Annotated in this window: 19 protein-coding genes and 1 pseudogene; 6 read left to right on the top strand and 14 right to left on the bottom strand. The window is 34.9% G+C overall.

What is annotated here, in order from left to right; genetic code table 11:
- Positions 1-187: 187 nt before the first annotated feature.
- Positions 188-1,864 carry a glycoside hydrolase family 13 protein gene (locus ACFQZ1_RS19195; protein WP_377883791.1) on the bottom strand — a complete coding sequence of 559 codons (1,677 nt, stop codon included), beginning with the start codon at positions 1,862-1,864 and terminating at the stop codon, positions 188-190.
- A gap of 279 nt (positions 1,865-2,143) precedes the next feature.
- Between ACFQZ1_RS19195 and ACFQZ1_RS19190 the strand changes: the two genes are divergently transcribed.
- Positions 2,144-3,244 carry an ABC transporter ATP-binding protein gene (locus tag ACFQZ1_RS19190; RefSeq protein WP_377883790.1) on the top strand — a complete coding sequence of 367 codons (1,101 nt, stop codon included), beginning with the start codon at positions 2,144-2,146 and terminating at the stop codon, positions 3,242-3,244.
- 106 nt (positions 3,245-3,350) lie between these two features.
- Here the strand turns inward: ACFQZ1_RS19190 and ACFQZ1_RS19185 are convergent, their stop codons facing one another.
- The 3 genes from ACFQZ1_RS19185 to ACFQZ1_RS19175 form a co-directional block, all read right to left on the bottom strand.
- Complete coding sequence (locus ACFQZ1_RS19185) at positions 3,351-3,827, bottom strand: SDR family NAD(P)-dependent oxidoreductase (RefSeq protein WP_377883789.1); 477 nt, start codon at positions 3,825-3,827, stop codon at positions 3,351-3,353.
- 97 nt (positions 3,828-3,924) lie between these two features.
- Positions 3,925-4,023, bottom strand: coding sequence for a flagellar motor protein (locus ACFQZ1_RS19180; protein ID WP_377883788.1), 99 nt, complete (start codon positions 4,021-4,023; stop codon positions 3,925-3,927).
- 566 nt (positions 4,024-4,589) lie between these two features.
- Positions 4,590-5,045, bottom strand: a complete 456-nt coding sequence (locus tag ACFQZ1_RS19175; protein WP_377883787.1) for an RDD family protein — start codon at positions 5,043-5,045, stop codon at positions 4,590-4,592.
- A gap of 145 nt (positions 5,046-5,190) precedes the next feature.
- Here ACFQZ1_RS19175 and ACFQZ1_RS19170 point away from each other — a divergent pair, with 145 nt between their 5' ends.
- Positions 5,191-5,625 (top strand): DUF3997 domain-containing protein, encoded by a 435-nt coding sequence (locus ACFQZ1_RS19170; RefSeq protein ID WP_377883786.1) that lies wholly within the window; start codon positions 5,191-5,193, stop codon positions 5,623-5,625.
- Between the two features lie 19 nt (positions 5,626-5,644).
- Here the strand turns inward: ACFQZ1_RS19170 and ACFQZ1_RS19165 are convergent, their stop codons facing one another.
- From ACFQZ1_RS19165 to ACFQZ1_RS19135, 7 genes and pseudogenes are all read right to left on the bottom strand, one after another.
- Positions 5,645-6,022 carry a hypothetical protein gene (locus ACFQZ1_RS19165; RefSeq protein WP_377883785.1) on the bottom strand — a complete coding sequence of 126 codons (378 nt, stop codon included), beginning with the start codon at positions 6,020-6,022 and terminating at the stop codon, positions 5,645-5,647.
- 81 nt (positions 6,023-6,103) lie between these two features.
- Positions 6,104-6,613 (bottom strand): annotated as a pseudogene (locus ACFQZ1_RS19160) (N-acetyltransferase family protein).
- A 5-nt stretch (positions 6,614-6,618) separates the two neighbouring features.
- Positions 6,619-6,816 carry a hypothetical protein gene (locus ACFQZ1_RS19155; RefSeq protein WP_377883784.1) on the bottom strand — a complete coding sequence of 66 codons (198 nt, stop codon included), beginning with the start codon at positions 6,814-6,816 and terminating at the stop codon, positions 6,619-6,621.
- A 94-nt stretch (positions 6,817-6,910) separates the two neighbouring features.
- Positions 6,911-7,654, bottom strand: coding sequence for a hypothetical protein (locus ACFQZ1_RS19150; RefSeq protein WP_377883783.1), 744 nt, complete (start codon positions 7,652-7,654; stop codon positions 6,911-6,913).
- 392 nt (positions 7,655-8,046) lie between these two features.
- Positions 8,047-9,222 carry an acetyl-CoA C-acetyltransferase gene (locus tag ACFQZ1_RS19145; RefSeq protein WP_377883782.1) on the bottom strand — a complete coding sequence of 392 codons (1,176 nt, stop codon included), beginning with the start codon at positions 9,220-9,222 and terminating at the stop codon, positions 8,047-8,049.
- A 145-nt stretch (positions 9,223-9,367) separates the two neighbouring features.
- Complete coding sequence (locus tag ACFQZ1_RS19140; protein WP_377883781.1) at positions 9,368-9,817, bottom strand: NUDIX hydrolase; 450 nt, start codon at positions 9,815-9,817, stop codon at positions 9,368-9,370.
- 130 nt (positions 9,818-9,947) lie between these two features.
- Positions 9,948-10,241 carry a DUF3928 family protein gene (locus tag ACFQZ1_RS19135; RefSeq protein ID WP_377883780.1) on the bottom strand — a complete coding sequence of 98 codons (294 nt, stop codon included), beginning with the start codon at positions 10,239-10,241 and terminating at the stop codon, positions 9,948-9,950.
- A 547-nt stretch (positions 10,242-10,788) separates the two neighbouring features.
- On the opposite strand from ACFQZ1_RS19135, the gene ACFQZ1_RS19130 reads away from it, so the two are divergent.
- From ACFQZ1_RS19130 to ACFQZ1_RS19115, 4 genes are all read left to right on the top strand, one after another.
- A complete protein-coding gene (locus tag ACFQZ1_RS19130; RefSeq protein ID WP_377883779.1) occupies positions 10,789-11,466 on the top strand; it encodes a hypothetical protein in 678 nt (225 codons plus the stop codon).
- A 40-nt stretch (positions 11,467-11,506) separates the two neighbouring features.
- Positions 11,507-11,803 (top strand): hypothetical protein, encoded by a 297-nt coding sequence (locus ACFQZ1_RS19125; protein ID WP_377883778.1) that lies wholly within the window; start codon positions 11,507-11,509, stop codon positions 11,801-11,803.
- Positions 11,804-11,857: 54 nt separating this feature from the next.
- Positions 11,858-12,475, top strand: a complete 618-nt coding sequence (locus ACFQZ1_RS19120; RefSeq protein WP_377883777.1) for an ImmA/IrrE family metallo-endopeptidase — start codon at positions 11,858-11,860, stop codon at positions 12,473-12,475.
- Positions 12,476-13,000: 525 nt separating this feature from the next.
- Positions 13,001-13,777, top strand: a complete 777-nt coding sequence (locus ACFQZ1_RS19115) for a 3-hydroxybutyrate dehydrogenase (RefSeq protein ID WP_377883776.1) — start codon at positions 13,001-13,003, stop codon at positions 13,775-13,777.
- 271 nt (positions 13,778-14,048) lie between these two features.
- On the opposite strand, the gene ACFQZ1_RS19110 is transcribed toward ACFQZ1_RS19115, so the two are convergent.
- The 3 genes from ACFQZ1_RS19110 to mtnK all read right to left on the bottom strand — a co-directional run bounded on the left by ACFQZ1_RS19110 (position 14,049) and on the right by mtnK (position 15,594).
- Positions 14,049-14,201 carry a YvrJ family protein gene (locus tag ACFQZ1_RS19110; RefSeq protein WP_377883775.1) on the bottom strand — a complete coding sequence of 51 codons (153 nt, stop codon included), beginning with the start codon at positions 14,199-14,201 and terminating at the stop codon, positions 14,049-14,051.
- Positions 14,202-14,269: 68 nt separating this feature from the next.
- Positions 14,270-14,413: a hypothetical protein gene (locus ACFQZ1_RS19105; protein WP_377883774.1), complete on the bottom strand. Its 144-nt coding sequence runs from the start codon at positions 14,411-14,413 to the stop codon at positions 14,270-14,272.
- The gene (mtnK, locus tag ACFQZ1_RS19100) at positions 14,410-15,594 is read right to left on the bottom strand and encodes an S-methyl-5-thioribose kinase (RefSeq protein ID WP_377883773.1); all 1,185 of its coding nucleotides are present in this window, start codon (positions 15,592-15,594) and stop codon (positions 14,410-14,412) included. Before mtnK ends, ACFQZ1_RS19105 begins: the two co-directional genes overlap by 4 nt.
- Between the last annotated feature and the right edge of the window lie 84 nt (positions 15,595-15,678).

Raw genomic sequence — 15,678 nt, 5'->3', positions numbered from 1 at the left:
CATCAATGGCGGATGAGGAAAAACCCCACTGATGGGAGTTTTACTGTATTGGAAAATAAAAAATCTTGTAGAACGTAATTTATAATCCAATGTATCATTTGTATGTACCAGCATATTCCTCTCCATTTTAAACAAGACAATAGAGAGACCCGTCTCAAGGCCTCTCTATTGTCTACTTACATATTTCTCATTTCAATTTATACACCCGCGTTTCATAAGGCTGTAAAATAATATTTTCAATTGATTCATTCTGCACATCATAATTGTGTATCAATAACTCTACATTCCTGTATGCTATCTCTTCCGGTAATTCAAATACACATGAATCCTCAGTAAAGTTTGCAATGACAAGTAATTTCTCACCTTTCCATGTTCTTACATAAGCAAAAATAGATGGATGGTCTTCTAGAATTAAATCATATGTACCATACACAATTATTTCGTACTTTTTACGAAGTTCAATCAATTTCTTATAATAATGAAAAATAGAATTTGGATCATGTAATGCCTGCTTCGCATTAATTTCTTTATAATTAGGATTTACTTGAATCCACGGCTTCCCTGCTGTAAATCCAGCATGTTCACTGTCTTCCCATTGCATCGGTGTCCGAGCATTATCGCGTCCTTTAGTATAAATAGATTGCATCACTATTTCATGATTTTCACCACGTTCAATTACTTTTTCACGATACATATTCAGCGTTTCAATATCACGGTACTCATCAATTGAAGCAAATTGGACATTTGTCATTCCAATTTCTTCACCTTGATAAATATAAGGAGTTCCCTTCATCATATGAAGTACCGTCGCTAACATTTTCGCTGACGGAATACGATACGTTTTATCATTACCAAAGCGAGAGACAACACGCGGCTGATCATGATTGTTCCAATACAAACTATTCCATCCTGTATGTTCTAATGCTTTTTGCCACTTTGTTAAATTCTCCTTTAATGTAACAAGCGGACATGGCTTTACATCCCATTTACCATTTTCTCCAGAATCTAAATCCATATGTTCAAACTGAAATACCATTTGTAATTCCTGACGATCTTCAGCAGTGTAAAGTTTCGCCTCTTCCGTTGTTACACCGGGCATTTCACCAACTGTCATAATATCATATTGAGATAACACTTCTTGATTCATTTCATGTAAATACGTATGAATATTAGGTCCATTCATAAAATATTGATGACCCGATACATATCCCTCTGCTTCTGTATTCACAGCTGGTAATCCCTCTACTTTTGAAATAAAGTTAATGACATCCATACGAAAGCCGTCAATCCCTTTTTCCAGCCAAAATTTCATCATCTCATAAATCTCTTTTCGTACATGTCCATTATCCCAATTTAAATCTGGTTGCTTTTTTGAAAATAAATGTAAGTAATATTCATCTGTTGTTTCATCATACTGCCAAGCAGACCCACTAAAAGCAGCTCCCCAGTTATTTGGCTCTTTTCCGTTTTTTCCTTTACGCCAAATATAGTAATCTCGATATGGATTATCCTTTGACTTCCGAGATTCAACAAACCAATTATGTTCATCTGAAGTATGATTAACAACTAAGTCCATCATTAATTTCATATTACGTTTATGCATTTCATCTAACAATTCATCCCAATCGTTCATCGTCCCAAACTCATGCATAATCTTACGGTAATTACTAATATCATAACCATTATCATCGTTTGGAGATTCATAAACTGGTGATAACCAAATTACATCTATCCCTAGTTCTTGTAAATAATCAAGCTTTGAAATAATTCCGCGAAGATCACCAACTCCATCACCATTACTATCCATAAAGCTACGCGGATAAATTTGATATACAACACTTTCTTTCCACCACTGTTTCTCCATCATGCTACCCCATTTCATTATTTAATCGCAAAACAGGCGCAAACGTTTTCATTAGTGAATGATAACAGATTTTAAATAAAATGAAAACAATGCTTACATTTTTTTGTGTTATTTAAAAAATAAAGTTAGAGCTCTTTTAATATTACAAACACATCATTTATGTATACACTTCCTTAAATTTATGAAAACGTTTTAATTTTTTATTTCTTTTTTTTATGCATTCATTTATAATAAAACCAAAGAAAACGTTTGCACACTTTTTTGCTAGGGGGAAAAGTCATGGCAGAACTAAAATTAGAAAACATTTATAAAATATATGATAACAATGTAACAGCAGTCACAGACTTCAATTTACACATACAAGATAAAGAATTTATTGTATTTGTTGGTCCATCTGGATGTGGAAAATCAACAACATTACGAATGGTCGCTGGTTTGGAGGATATTTCCAAAGGAGAATTCTCAATTGATGGCAAGGTAATGAATGATGTTCCTCCAAAAGATCGTGACATTGCAATGGTCTTTCAAAACTATGCTCTTTATCCACATATGAGCGTTTACGATAATATGGCATTCGGCTTAAAACTTCGCAAAATACCAAAAGACGAAATTGATCTCCGAGTGAAAGACGCAGCCCGTATTTTAGGGCTCGAAGAATATTTAAATCGAAAACCAAAAGCATTATCTGGTGGACAACGACAACGTGTCGCTTTAGGACGTGCCATTGTCCGTGATGCAAAAGTCTTCTTAATGGACGAACCTTTATCTAACCTCGATGCAAAATTACGTGTATCGATGCGCTCTGAGATTTCTAAGCTTCATCAAAAACTTGGAACAACAACCATTTATGTAACACATGATCAAACAGAAGCTATGACGATGGCATCGCGCCTTGTCGTTATGAAAGATGGAAAAATACAACAAATCGGAACACCAAAAGAAGTATATGAAACACCAGAAAATGTTTTCGTTGGCGGATTTATTGGCTCTCCTGCGATGAACTTTTTCCGTGGCCAGTTAATAGAAAATCATTTTGTAATAGACAATAAAGTAAAAATTAAAGTGCCAGAAGGAAAAATGAAACTACTGGATGAACATGGTTACATTAACCAAGAAATTATTTTAGGCATTCGCCCAGAAGATATTCATGATGAACTTTTATTTTTAGAAGCTTCCGAAGGTACAACATTTACAACCCAAATCGATGTTGCTGAACTATTAGGTGCAGAATCTATTTTATATATGAAACTTGGAAATCAAGATTTTGCAGCTCGAGTTGATGCAAGACATACTTTTACACATGGTGATCAGATTAACCTTGCTTTTGATATGAACAAAGCGCACTTCTTTGATGTAAAAACAGAAAAACGTATTCGCTAATTGAACTACCCCCACCTATCTGCTTCGAGCTTGAGGTGGGGGTCTTCTCGCCAAATATGATAAAAAAAAACCGTCCACATATAAATTGGGGACGGTTTTCAACTTATTATACTAAAGATTCTACTGTATGAAGTGACTGTTCCTTTGTACTGATAACACCAAAAATAGGAAGATCACTCAATCTCACTTCTTCTTGCTGTTTCATAAAAGATGACCTCAGCTGTTTTATTTCTATCCAGACGTCATTTATGCAAAGTGCATTGGAATCGTTCTCTTTTTCATGAGAAAAAATCGGATCTATTTTATATAATCCTGCATTATTAAACAACATATCAATTCTGTTATAGGCTTCAACTGCAACTTCTAAAACATGTTGCCAATCACTTTGCTTACTCATATCGTGAGTAACAAAAAGTGCCTCGCCACCTAAATCCACAATTTCCTCCACTGTTGCTTGTCCATTTTCCTCATCAATATCTGTCACAATTACCTTTGCACCTTGCCCTGCCAACAAAAGAGCTGTGTTACGACCAATGCCGATGCCTCCGCCTGTTACAACGGCAACCTTTCCTGCTAGCTTCATCGTCATTTCCCCTTCTGGTTAGTCTCAACGTCATACAGTATACTCCTTTTTTTGAAGCATCCGCAAGCAGGAAAAGATAGATATATAATGTAATCGTTTACTTTCGAGCCTTCTTTTTTTTCTTACTATTATACTGGTCAAAAACTAAACCAACAAAAATAAGAATTCCCCAAAACAATAAACTATCTCCTATCATTTCGCTTCCTCCCTATATAAAAAATAAAGTGAAACTTCCATCAGTGGCCCACCAAAGATGGAAAGCCTGTCCAATTGGGCACATGCCAGCAGTTATTCCCACATACCCTCTTCACTTTTCCCTCAATCTTGAGGTGGGGTCTTACTGCCCAAAAATAGCGGGATAAACTCTTTATTGTAAGTAATACTATTATCTTAATTTTCAATCTATTAATCATAAAAAGAGCGCGTCTTTCCATGACGCGCCATCAATATGGAGGGTACTATATAGGAGATGCCTGTCCTATATAAATTCTATTATACCAATTAAAAATATCGAATTTTGTAAAAATTTATACTTAATGAAAATATTTTTATAAATCCTGTTAATTTTTATTCATTCAGTTCCTATTTAATCGAATTCCATCGTATCCTCCATTATGCTGACAAAATCTCTAATGCTAGTATGACTAGTTTTTTATATGAGATATTAATAATATCTCTGTAATATTGAAACATTTCCCCTGTATCAGATTATACAAACAATTTTTTCAAATAAAAAAAAAGAGAAGCAGCTGCTCCCTTTCTCTACACAACACTCATAACCTTAGTTTTTACTATAAGATCATGAAAACCACTATTATCACTTCTAAACAACATCATATATACATTAAATATCTCTGGGATTCCGAGCAATAAAATATTCGGTACTAACAATACAATAAACCTCGTTATTAATATCCCTAACGTTAACTTTTCACTTGTAAGCGATACAAGTTTTGTACGTGTAATTTTTTTCCCTGGTGTATATCCATTCCAAATAAATGGTAGAACAACAAAATAAAGCGCCATTAATAAAAATACAAGCCCAAGGTCATAACGGATGTCTCCTGAACTCACATTAAAACGATTTAAAATCGCTTTATAGTTTCCTGTTGTAATTGCAACAATGGCACCATACAAAACAGAAATGAAAAACATATCGATAATTGCAGCCCCTAAGCGGTTCATAACAATCGCTGGTTGATGTATTTTCAGCTTCATGTTGTGTCGACTCCTTTTTTTCTATCCTTTTAACTGTTCCATCGTATCATGTCTAAAAACAGTTGTAAACAACTCATAAATTGGTGTTTTATTCTCTTTTCCTGTAAAATATGTATCAATCACATTTCAAAAGGAGGAGCTCATATTGAAACGATTTATCATCGTTTGCTCTCTCATATTTTTAACTAGTTGTACAACAAATTTTAATCCCTCCCATTACAGCGTTGGGGATGAATATGAGCTCATTAATGTTTCCGGTAATGCACTAGAACTTTTCCCTAAAACAGACGCCTTGTATGCCTCTCAATATATTCCACCAGAAATTGTAGAAATCGCCTGGAACGACACCTATATTTTAGCAAAGCAGACAGAAAAAATAGATGACCCTAATAATCCTGATGCTTCTGTTACTAATCAAACAACAGAAAATTATTGGATTATCGATTTAAAAAATAACCGCCGATTTGGTCCCTATACAAAAAAACAATTTGAAGAACAAAAACAAGAGTTTCGTATCCCTAAACAAGTTCAATTACAGAATGTAAAAACCTACTTTACAAAAGATAAAAAACAATCTTAAAAAGGTCAAATGAAACATTTCATCTGACCTTTTCCTCTGGATTTTCTTTATAAAACAACATTCTATAAACAATGATTCCAAACACAATACAAAATAATAACAGTAATGCCTGTTGAATTGATACAATATGCAGCTGTAAAATGGTTTGAACATTGTCATTATAGTTATAGTATACACATCCATATAAAAAGATGAATACGACTATAAGTATATAGATTTTATGTTTATAGAAGTAATGTGCAATACCCATTCCTACTCCAAATAGTATCCCTACATATACAGTTTCATATAGAAGACGAATAAGTGATAGTTGCTCAATTCGTTGTAACATATATAATAATCCTATTTGCAGGCAAACGGCTATAATAAACCCGACCAAAACCGTGAACACTCTCACGGATTGTCTCTCCTTTCACTCTATTCACTTCATTATATTCACGAAGTGATAAAACGAGCAGGCCGTTGCCGGAAATTCGTATTATATGAAAAGAGTTTGTATATCTCTCCAACCGTATGCAATTTCTTTTACGCTTAATTCTTCAATATCTTTCTCATCTAAAAAAGAAGCTTGTAATGCTTCATAAAAATATTTAGACGGATTGTTTGCTACTACCCAAACAAGCATAGAACGACATCCGTTCTTATATAAATCTGTTGCCACTGCTTTTATCAATCTTTTTCCAAGTTTGTTACGCTGATATGCCCGTAAAATATATATCGCATATAACTCACCGTCATACTCATATATACCCGTTCGCTCTTTCCCTCCATCTGCAAAACCAACTATTTTCCCGTCGCATGTTTTTGCAACATAAACATGCGACTGCTACTTCTGTAATATTTGTTTCCACAACGCTCCTCGTTTCTCATACGATTTTTTATCTAACACTTCTTTTGGCATAATGCCTTCATATGTTTCTCTCCAACTATCAACATGAACACGTGCAATTTCTTTTGCGTCATGTAGATTTGCTTTGACAATATACATGACGTTTACTTCTCTCCCCTTTGATTATACTCTTTATGTTCTTTTTTCATCGTTATAACAGCCCCGCAATTCTTACATACTTCCACTTCTGCTGTCATTTCTGCAAACGGCACAATATAACTTCCAACATCACTTTCTATATAAGGTGACATTGTGCCTTTTTCTATTTCTTTATTACCACATATGTAGCATCCCTTCTTCATTTTCATTTCCCTCCTAAACGCTATATGTGTATAAATTCTCTACAAAACGACATATTTCCTGTCCTACTAGCAATGAAGAAAAACCATTTCACTATTATAATGAAATGGTAAATGTTTGTGGTTCTGCTATTTTCTCATGTGTATCTCCTGTTGCAAGTATATCTGTTGTAAAAGAAACTGTTTTTACTTTTTCATGATTATCACTTAGTAAAAGTCCAATTAATCCTTCTCTTGTTTCTCCAGAACTATAATCCTCTCTCGATACACTTTTTGTACCAACAAGCGTATCTTCTGCATATAAGAAGTTTTTCGTTGGCACATGAAATTGTTGTGTTTCATTTACAGTTACATCATTCATAGAAAAGAACTGCATTTCTTTATCGCCAGTATTTTCAACCTTATATGTAATTTCAATATATTTAGCAGTATCACCAATGTCTTGTCCACTTAATGATGCATACCATTCTGCCTCTGCTTGGTCCATTGTCTTGCCTAAATAACGTTGCACTTCTTCTGGACTTAATTTTGTATACATTTTCAGCGTCTCTTTTGTTTCAGCCTCCATATTTGATAGTGTAATAACTCTCACATTTTCTACATAGATTTTCATCGTTCCAACTGTAAATGTTTCATTTACATATTTGATTTGTTCTAATTTTAAAGTACCCCAATTTTTTTCTTTAATCTCTTGTCCTACTTTTGTTAATTGTATGCCGCCGTATTCATTCGTTTCTGGGATGGCCTGCTTCTTTGGTTGCTTCACTTTTTCTTGCTGAGCACAACCACTTAAAACAATAACAAAACTGCATAAAAGACAAAATGCATTCCATATTTTCATTGTCTTTCTCCTATTACTACATACTTTGAAGCAATTATTGAATGTACTATTATATTAATAATTTTCTCTCTAAATATAAAGTGAAACTTCCATCAGTGGGGATTTTCTTCATCCACACTGCCCGTAAAGCTCTCACCAATCGGGCTTTTACGGGCAGTTCCCCCCACCTAGCTTCTTCGCTTCTCTCTCACTCTTGAGGTGGGGGGCTTACTGCCCAAGAATAACGGAATAAATTGTTTAGCCCTTAGCTTTTCTACTACTTTGGGAATATCATCTACTATGAAGTTAGGTTCTTATATTGCAAAGGAAACAACCTTTTTTACAAACTATTTTATCATCTATTCCATCCATAAATAAAACCAGCCAGTGAACACACTAGCTGGTTTTATTTCTTATAATGCCTCTATAAATAACGCTGCTCCCATACCGCCACCGACGCAAAGAGAAGCAATTCCCTTTTCTAATCCTCTTCTTCTTAATTCATGAATTAAGCTTACCGTAATACGTGCACCTGTACATCCAATCGGATGTCCGAGGCTAATTCCACTACCATTTACATTCACTTTTTCACGATTTAAGCCTAATTCTTTTTCTACTGCTAAATATTGTGCAGCAAATGCTTCATTAATTTCAAATAAATCTGCATCATTTACTGACCAATTTACATTTTCTAATCCTTTTCGAATCGCTGGTGCTGGACCGATTCCCATAATTTTAGGATCCACCCCTGCCATAGAGTATCCAACAATTCTCGCTAACGGTTGCAGCCCTTTTTCTTTCGCTTTTTCTTCACTCATTAGTACTAACGCTGCGCTTCCGTCATTAATACCCGATGAGTTTCCTGCAGTTACTGTTCCACCCTTACGAAAAGCTGCTTTTAAACCTGAAAGTTTTTCTAACGTAATATCCGCACGAGGATGTTCATCTTTGGAAACAACTGTTTCTTTTCTACGTTCCTTTAGCGTAATCGGTACAATTTGCTCATCAAAATAACCCGCTTCGATTGCATGAAGAGCACGTTGATGACTTAACACTGCTACTTCATCCTGTTCTTCACGAGAAATTTCATATTGCTCAGCAAGATTTTCCGCAGTTTCACCCATCATAATATGATGAATTGGATCTTCTAGCACTTCCCATACCATGTCACGAATTTCTCCGTGCTGTAGTCGTTGTCCCCAGCGGTTCTCTTTTAATACATATGGACTGGAGCTCATCGTTTCTACTCCACCTGCAACAACAACATCACTTACACCTAATTGAATTTGCATTGCTGCTGAAATTAATGCCTGCATACCTGAAGCACATTGACGCTGAATTGTATAACCTGTAACTGTATCAGGAAATCCCGCCATAAGCGCTGCTGTTCTTGCTGTATTTGCTTCATCTGTTCGTTGAATACAGTGACCTAAAATCACTTCATCTACTTCGTGCGGCAGAACACCGCCTCTTTTTACAGCTTCCTGCAATACAGGAACCACTAGTTCAGTCGGTTTTACATTTTTAAAAGCTCCCCCAAATGTTCCAATTGGTGAACGAACTGCAGCTGTAATGACTACATTGCGCATCGTGTACTTTCCCCTCTCCTATGTACCCTAGTAAATTTTGGATGGAATAACATAAGATGCATATCTATTTCTATTATATTATCAAGTAACTAAAAAATCAAAATATTTAATATAATAAAAATAGAAAGAAGGTTTCTTCTTCTTTCTACTCTGTTAATGCTAATAAAAATTTTTGAAGAATTTTTTCTGTTGTTGTATTTAATTTCGGCAACTTATCAATTGGAAAATATTGAATATCCAATCCTTCTTCATCGCATTCTATTTCACCATATACATGATGTGCTTGGAATACATTGATTACATTATAAATTTCATCTCCATGCGGATAACGATAATATAATTCCTGCCCAGAGAGCACACCAAGAAATTGTAAGACATCTGCTTTTAAACCTGTTTCTTCTCTTAATTCTCTCTCCGCTGTTTCTTCGATTGTTTCGCCTAGCTCCATTGCTCCTCCTGGCAATCCCCAATCATACGTATCAGAACGGAGTTGTAATAATACTTCATTCTTTTCATTTAAAACAATAATTGCTGCGCCTACTATAATAAGTGGTTTTGTTCCAACTAATTCCCTTAATTCCTGTATATACCCCATTAAATAGCTCTCCTTTCTTTTCCCCCTCCTATCATAGCAAAATTCCTTCTTTATTTGTTTGATGCATATAAAAATATTTTATAAACAAAAAAAGAAGCTAATTCGCATTAGCTCCTTTCCTACCTATTATTTAGCCTACACGGCTCTCATATTTTACTTCTTCAAATGCTCTTTCAATTTCTTCATCTTGATAATGTACGTATGTAAAACGTCCTAATTCTACTAAGCGTGCAATTTCACGCAATGCTTTTGCTTGTTCATACTCTTGTTTTATAGAGATATGAACATAAAACTTCATAAAGGGACGCTCATACAAAGGTTCACCTACTTCCACATATACATTTTCTACCCCTTGTACAACTTGAGCATAACTTGCAAATTGATAAATAGCTTCACGATCTGAAACAATTTTAAATGTATACATGTTTTTTCCCCCTTTTCTTTTTACTATAACAAAAAATGAATATATAAACGTGTCGAAGTGTGACTATTTTCTGACTTCTTTCAAACAATTCTTTTCGCGGCTAACACACAGCTGCTAATAAAGGGAAAGCCACCCAATCGGGCGCATGCCAGTAGTTATCCCCCAGCTATCTTCTCCGCTTTTTTCTCAATCTTGAGGTGAAGGGCTTACTGCCCGCGAATAGCGGGATAAAATGCATCCCATCAGTCAAGAGGTGAACAAATGATTTCAAAGAAAGTACTTATAATTGCTGCGTTTCTACTCATCTCATTCCATACAATCACATTGCTAAAAAAATCCTGCAATATGCACACTGCATATACATACCTTGATACTGTAATTTCCCACAAATCACCCTAATGCAAATATAATAATTTCTTATCAACTTCTGTTGTGACATGATAAAAAACTATATTAAATGATAGTTAATTTGTCCATGCATATTCTCTATTTTCACATAAAGTATTGATATAGACATTTTCTATAGTTTATAAAGGAGAGGGTATTGTTGTGTTTTTATTATTATGATCGTTATCGAAGAAAATCCCAATACACTGAAAACCGATCTGAATCATCTGAATCTCAATCTGGTGGATCTAGTGGATCGGGTGGATCTGGTGAATCTGGATCTGACTCACAAGAAGAAATTACAAAAAAACATACACACAATCACAATGTTGCTCAGATTTCAGATAGTGGAAATTCCCGCGTAAGTTTAAATGTAGACTCTGATTTAGATTCTGAAACAGCTTCTTCGAATCAGCAGTCTACTGATGTAGAACAGGGTCAGGGACAATCACAGGAACAGGGTCAAGGACAAGGACAGGGACAATCACAAGGACAACCACAAGGACAATCACAAGGACAAGGACAGTTGAATACAGATGTTACAAACCAACTATTAGCGGCTTTGCTCCCATTTTTAACAAATGCATTAAGTAATGCGGCTCAATCCCCACAAAATTATCCAAATCAAAATTACCCAAATCAGAATTACCAAAATCAAAATTACCAAAATCAGAATTACCAAAATCAAAATTACCCAAATCAAAATTACCCAAATCAAAATTACCCAAATCAAAATTACCCAAATCAAAATTACCCAAATCAAAATTACCCAAATCAAAATTACCCAAATCAAAATTACCAAAATCAGAATTACAATAATCGAGACATATACGATTAGGCTACTAAAACGTAGCCTATTTTTGTAAGGAGGTTTTATCATGTTACCAAAAAACGGCTCAAATATTTCAAACAGCGGAAACTCCCATGTTAATGTAAACGTAAACGTCGACACAAGCTCCATTGCCTATGCGATGATGTGCTATTGGCACACGAGCGGTATGATTACGGATGAACAATTTACTCATATGCTAACAAATTTTGGAAATCTACTTAACAAAGATGATAATATATTGCCGCATCTTTTATCAAATAAAGAATATTCCCCATACATGATGCGGTCAAAAAATACTGTAGATACATTAAAAACATTTATTCCTCCTTTTTTCAAACGATAAAGATATTTGCTTTTTACCTCGTCATAAAAATTTATTATATTTGAGGTGTCTCATATGTGTCCTTACGTTAACATATGTGTTTACATTGCTCCTGGAGCGAATATTGATGAAGACCGGATCGCTAGAGATATTGCAATTTCCGAATATATTTGGCATCCTATTACGTTTAAAATTGATGATATTAGCATATTAGATGAAGCATATCGCTTTCATAACGGTGAAATTAGTTACATGTCATCACTAAAGTCACAACCAAAGGTGACTTCTTTATTTGCTGAATGTGCTGAACGCGCATCGCAAAGTGATATTTATATTTGTTATATCGGCAGTGATTATTTTCAAGAGCAGTCTGTTATTGCTTGTGCCTATTCTTTATCGACTAATAAACAAATTAAAGGTTACATTGTATTAACAAATGCCGCTTCAACTTGTAAGAACATGTACACACTTGCACATGAACTTGGTCACATTTTATTCACGCGCCGTGAACAGGACAAGCTTACAAATGCAGATCCCGAATGTCCAAACGGTTCCGAGCATCATCCTTCTCCTACAAATCTTATGCATTACATCATTCCTCCCCCTCATAAATCGCAAATAGATTGCTTATTAACAAATACCCAAAGAGAATTATCTTTAAAAAGTCCCTTATTGCGCAAAGAAAAAAAGTAACCGCTGCAGTTACTTTTTCTTTGTAAATATTAAAATCCCTATCCAACTACAAAACCAAAACAGAAAGAAGAAGAACAAAAAAATTTCATATTCACACGATCATTATCAAATTAACAGTAGATCTGCACTATAAATAAAAATGCAACCCAAAATACAAGTAACCAAAATTTTTAAATCGTTCTTCTTTTTCTGTAATACCCATCCTGAATATAATAAAAATAAAATTACAAAAACAAACATTACATAATCCTCTTTAATTTTTACTCTTTTTACCTTCCATTTTGCTATACCAAAGGAAAAGCAAAGCTAAGCTTCCATACACCAAAAACGTTTGAAGAATATTCCAATATAGACTTTGTTTTGCTAACCCTTCAAATACAAACATAACAGAGATTGATAAAACTGTTGTAAGTACTCCTACCCAACGAAGGAGGATTTTTTCCGAATAATTGAAGGATTTCCATATTTATTTCTCTAAATAGAGCAGTGGAGCTAACTATATTCACGAAGGAGATGGAATAAAAAATGTTTAAAAATCGTGTTGTATTTTTAACAGGTGCTGCAAGTGGAATTGGATACGAAATGGGAAAAGCCTTCGCAAAAGAGGGCGCAACTGTAATGATCACAGATCGTTTAGAGGACCAAGCACAAGAGGCAGCGAAACAATTACAGAATGAAGGATATAAAGTGTTTGGAATGCAATGTGATGTAACAGTAGAACAAGAGATTGTACAAGCTATTTCTGAAACAGTTACACGTTTTGGCTCACTTGATATATTAATTAATAATGCAGGTGTGCAATATGTTTCTCCGATTGAAGACTTTCCAACTGAAAAGTTTGAAATGCTTATAAAGATTATGCAAATTGCACCCTTTATTACGATAAAACATGCTTTTCCTATTATGAAAAAACAAAAATATGGACGCATCATTAATATTGCTTCTATTAATGGTCTTGTTGGCTTTGCAGGAAAATCTGCATATAACAGCGCCAAACACGGGGTAATTGGGCTCACTAAGGTAGCGGCATTAGAAGCTGCCGAGCATGGTATTACAGTAAATGCACTTTGCCCTGGCTACGTTGATACACCTCTTGTTCGCAATCAGCTTCAAGACTTAGCGATAACAAGAAATGTTCCACTTGAACATGTATTAGAAGATGTAATTTACCCGCTTGTACCTCAAAAAAGATTGCTCAGCGTGGAAGAAATTTCAGACTACGCCTTATTTTTGGCAAGTGAAAAGGCAAAAGGCATTACAGGACAAGCTGTTGTCATTGATGGTGGTTATACCGCACAGTAAAAATTTTTCTTCTATTAAAGATATATAAAACGGATTGTGCCTTTACTACACAATCCGTCTTCATCACATATTTTATCCCGCTACTTTTAGACAATAAGCCCCCTACTTATGGAAGTTTCGCTTTATCCCGCATTAACGGGCAGTAAGACCCCACCTCAAGATTTAGAGAAAAGCGAAGAAGATAGGTGGGGGATAACTGCCCGTAAAAGCCCGATTGGTTCAACTAACCCTCGGTGGGGGGATGAAGCTCCCCACTAAGGGAAGTTTCACTTTATTTTGGAGCGTCATATCTTTGCATCTGCTTTGGTAACTTCTCAATCGCGACAATAACACTATCTAACTTACTTTCAATTCTATGCAGTAAGTATAGTGTAACAACAATTGGAAAGCCAACATTGCCAATAACCGATATCCATTCCTCCATAGTCTCTCCTCCTTTCTTATTATAAATAAGTGAGACTCCAAAAAAGTGGTAAATAAAAACAAGCTAAATCATTTTAGCTTGTTTTTCCAAACACCTTCAATTGTAGTTAATGCCTTATATCCAACAATAGTCGGCAACTTCGTTTGATTCAAAAGAGCGATGGAGTCTCCCTTCCAATTAATAGAATGAGGTACTGCCACACTTACACTCATGCTTTTACTTCCTTACCCAAAACAATAGAATTAAATAAGATATGGAACAAACGTGCATCTGCATTTTCTGTTTTATGTAGAAGTAATTTTCTTCCTAACCGTAATGCGTGTCTTTTTGCTTGTAACCGTATTTCTTTTTGAGAAATCTCATCTAAATCTGCAACATGTGCTAAACCAATTGTACGGCGAATGATCTCACATCCTGCAAATCCAACTGCATCAGTGAAAATATTGTTCAGTACAATTGGTAGCCATTGCTTTTCTCTCGTATACAGTTCTACGCCTTCAAGCATCCATAACCTCGTAAATGTTTCTACGAAAACGCTCCATGTTTGCTCAATATGATAAAATAATACACTGCGTTTGTTTTCTTCACGCGATAGTGCATTTAATAATAAATTCGCAATAAATTGACCTAGATCAAATCCTAACGGACCAAATGTCGCAAATTCTGGATCAATCACTTTCGTTTCTGAAGATGATGAAAATATACTTCCCGTATGTAAATCACCGTGAATTAATGATTCTTTTCGCGTCAAAAATTTATACTTACACTGCGCTACTTGTAGCTTCAAATTTTTATCACACCAAAGTTCGTCAACAACATCCTGTAATTCTTCTTCATACTCATTTGTTTCATAATTTGCAAATGGATCAGTAAATACAAGATCCTCTGTAATCTTACATAAATCAGAGTTTACAAACTGACTTTCTAGCACTCTTTTTTCTTCTGCTTGTAGTCCGAAATTGGATGTGTAAAAAAGAACATGGGCTAAAAAACGCCCGATATGTTTGGATAATAACGGATAATCTTCCCCGTTTATCAATCCTTTTCTCGTTATCATTAATGCTGATAAATCTTCTATAGCACTAATCGCTAATATTTCATCGTGCCCATATACTTTCGGTACATATTCTGGTACATACCTTGCAAAGATTTGCAATGCATGACTTTCAATGGTTGCACGGCGTAAAGATAGCGGCCAACTTTCTCCTACTACCTTTGCATATGGAAGAGCTTGCTTAAGAATCAATCCCTTCTTCCCATCATGTAACCGAAACACATAATTTAAATTTCCATCACCAATTTCTTCACAAGTAACTACTGCCTTTTCTGAAAAATAATCATTTTCTTTCGCATATGTAACGGCTGTTTCTTCTGTTAATTTTTTATATTCCACTCTAATTCCCCCTTACTATATTGGGGTTTTTCATCATAAGAAAAACCCCTTTCAATGACGAAAGAGGTTTGAAGATTCACTTCT

Source organism: Bacillus sp. CGMCC 1.60114 (genome assembly GCF_042676365.1).
GTDB lineage: Bacteria > Bacillota > Bacilli > Bacillales > Bacillaceae_G > Bacillus_A > Bacillus_A rhizoplanae_A.
Note: the sequence above shows the minus strand (reverse complement) of the source record. Positions and strands in the feature narration are given on the sequence as shown.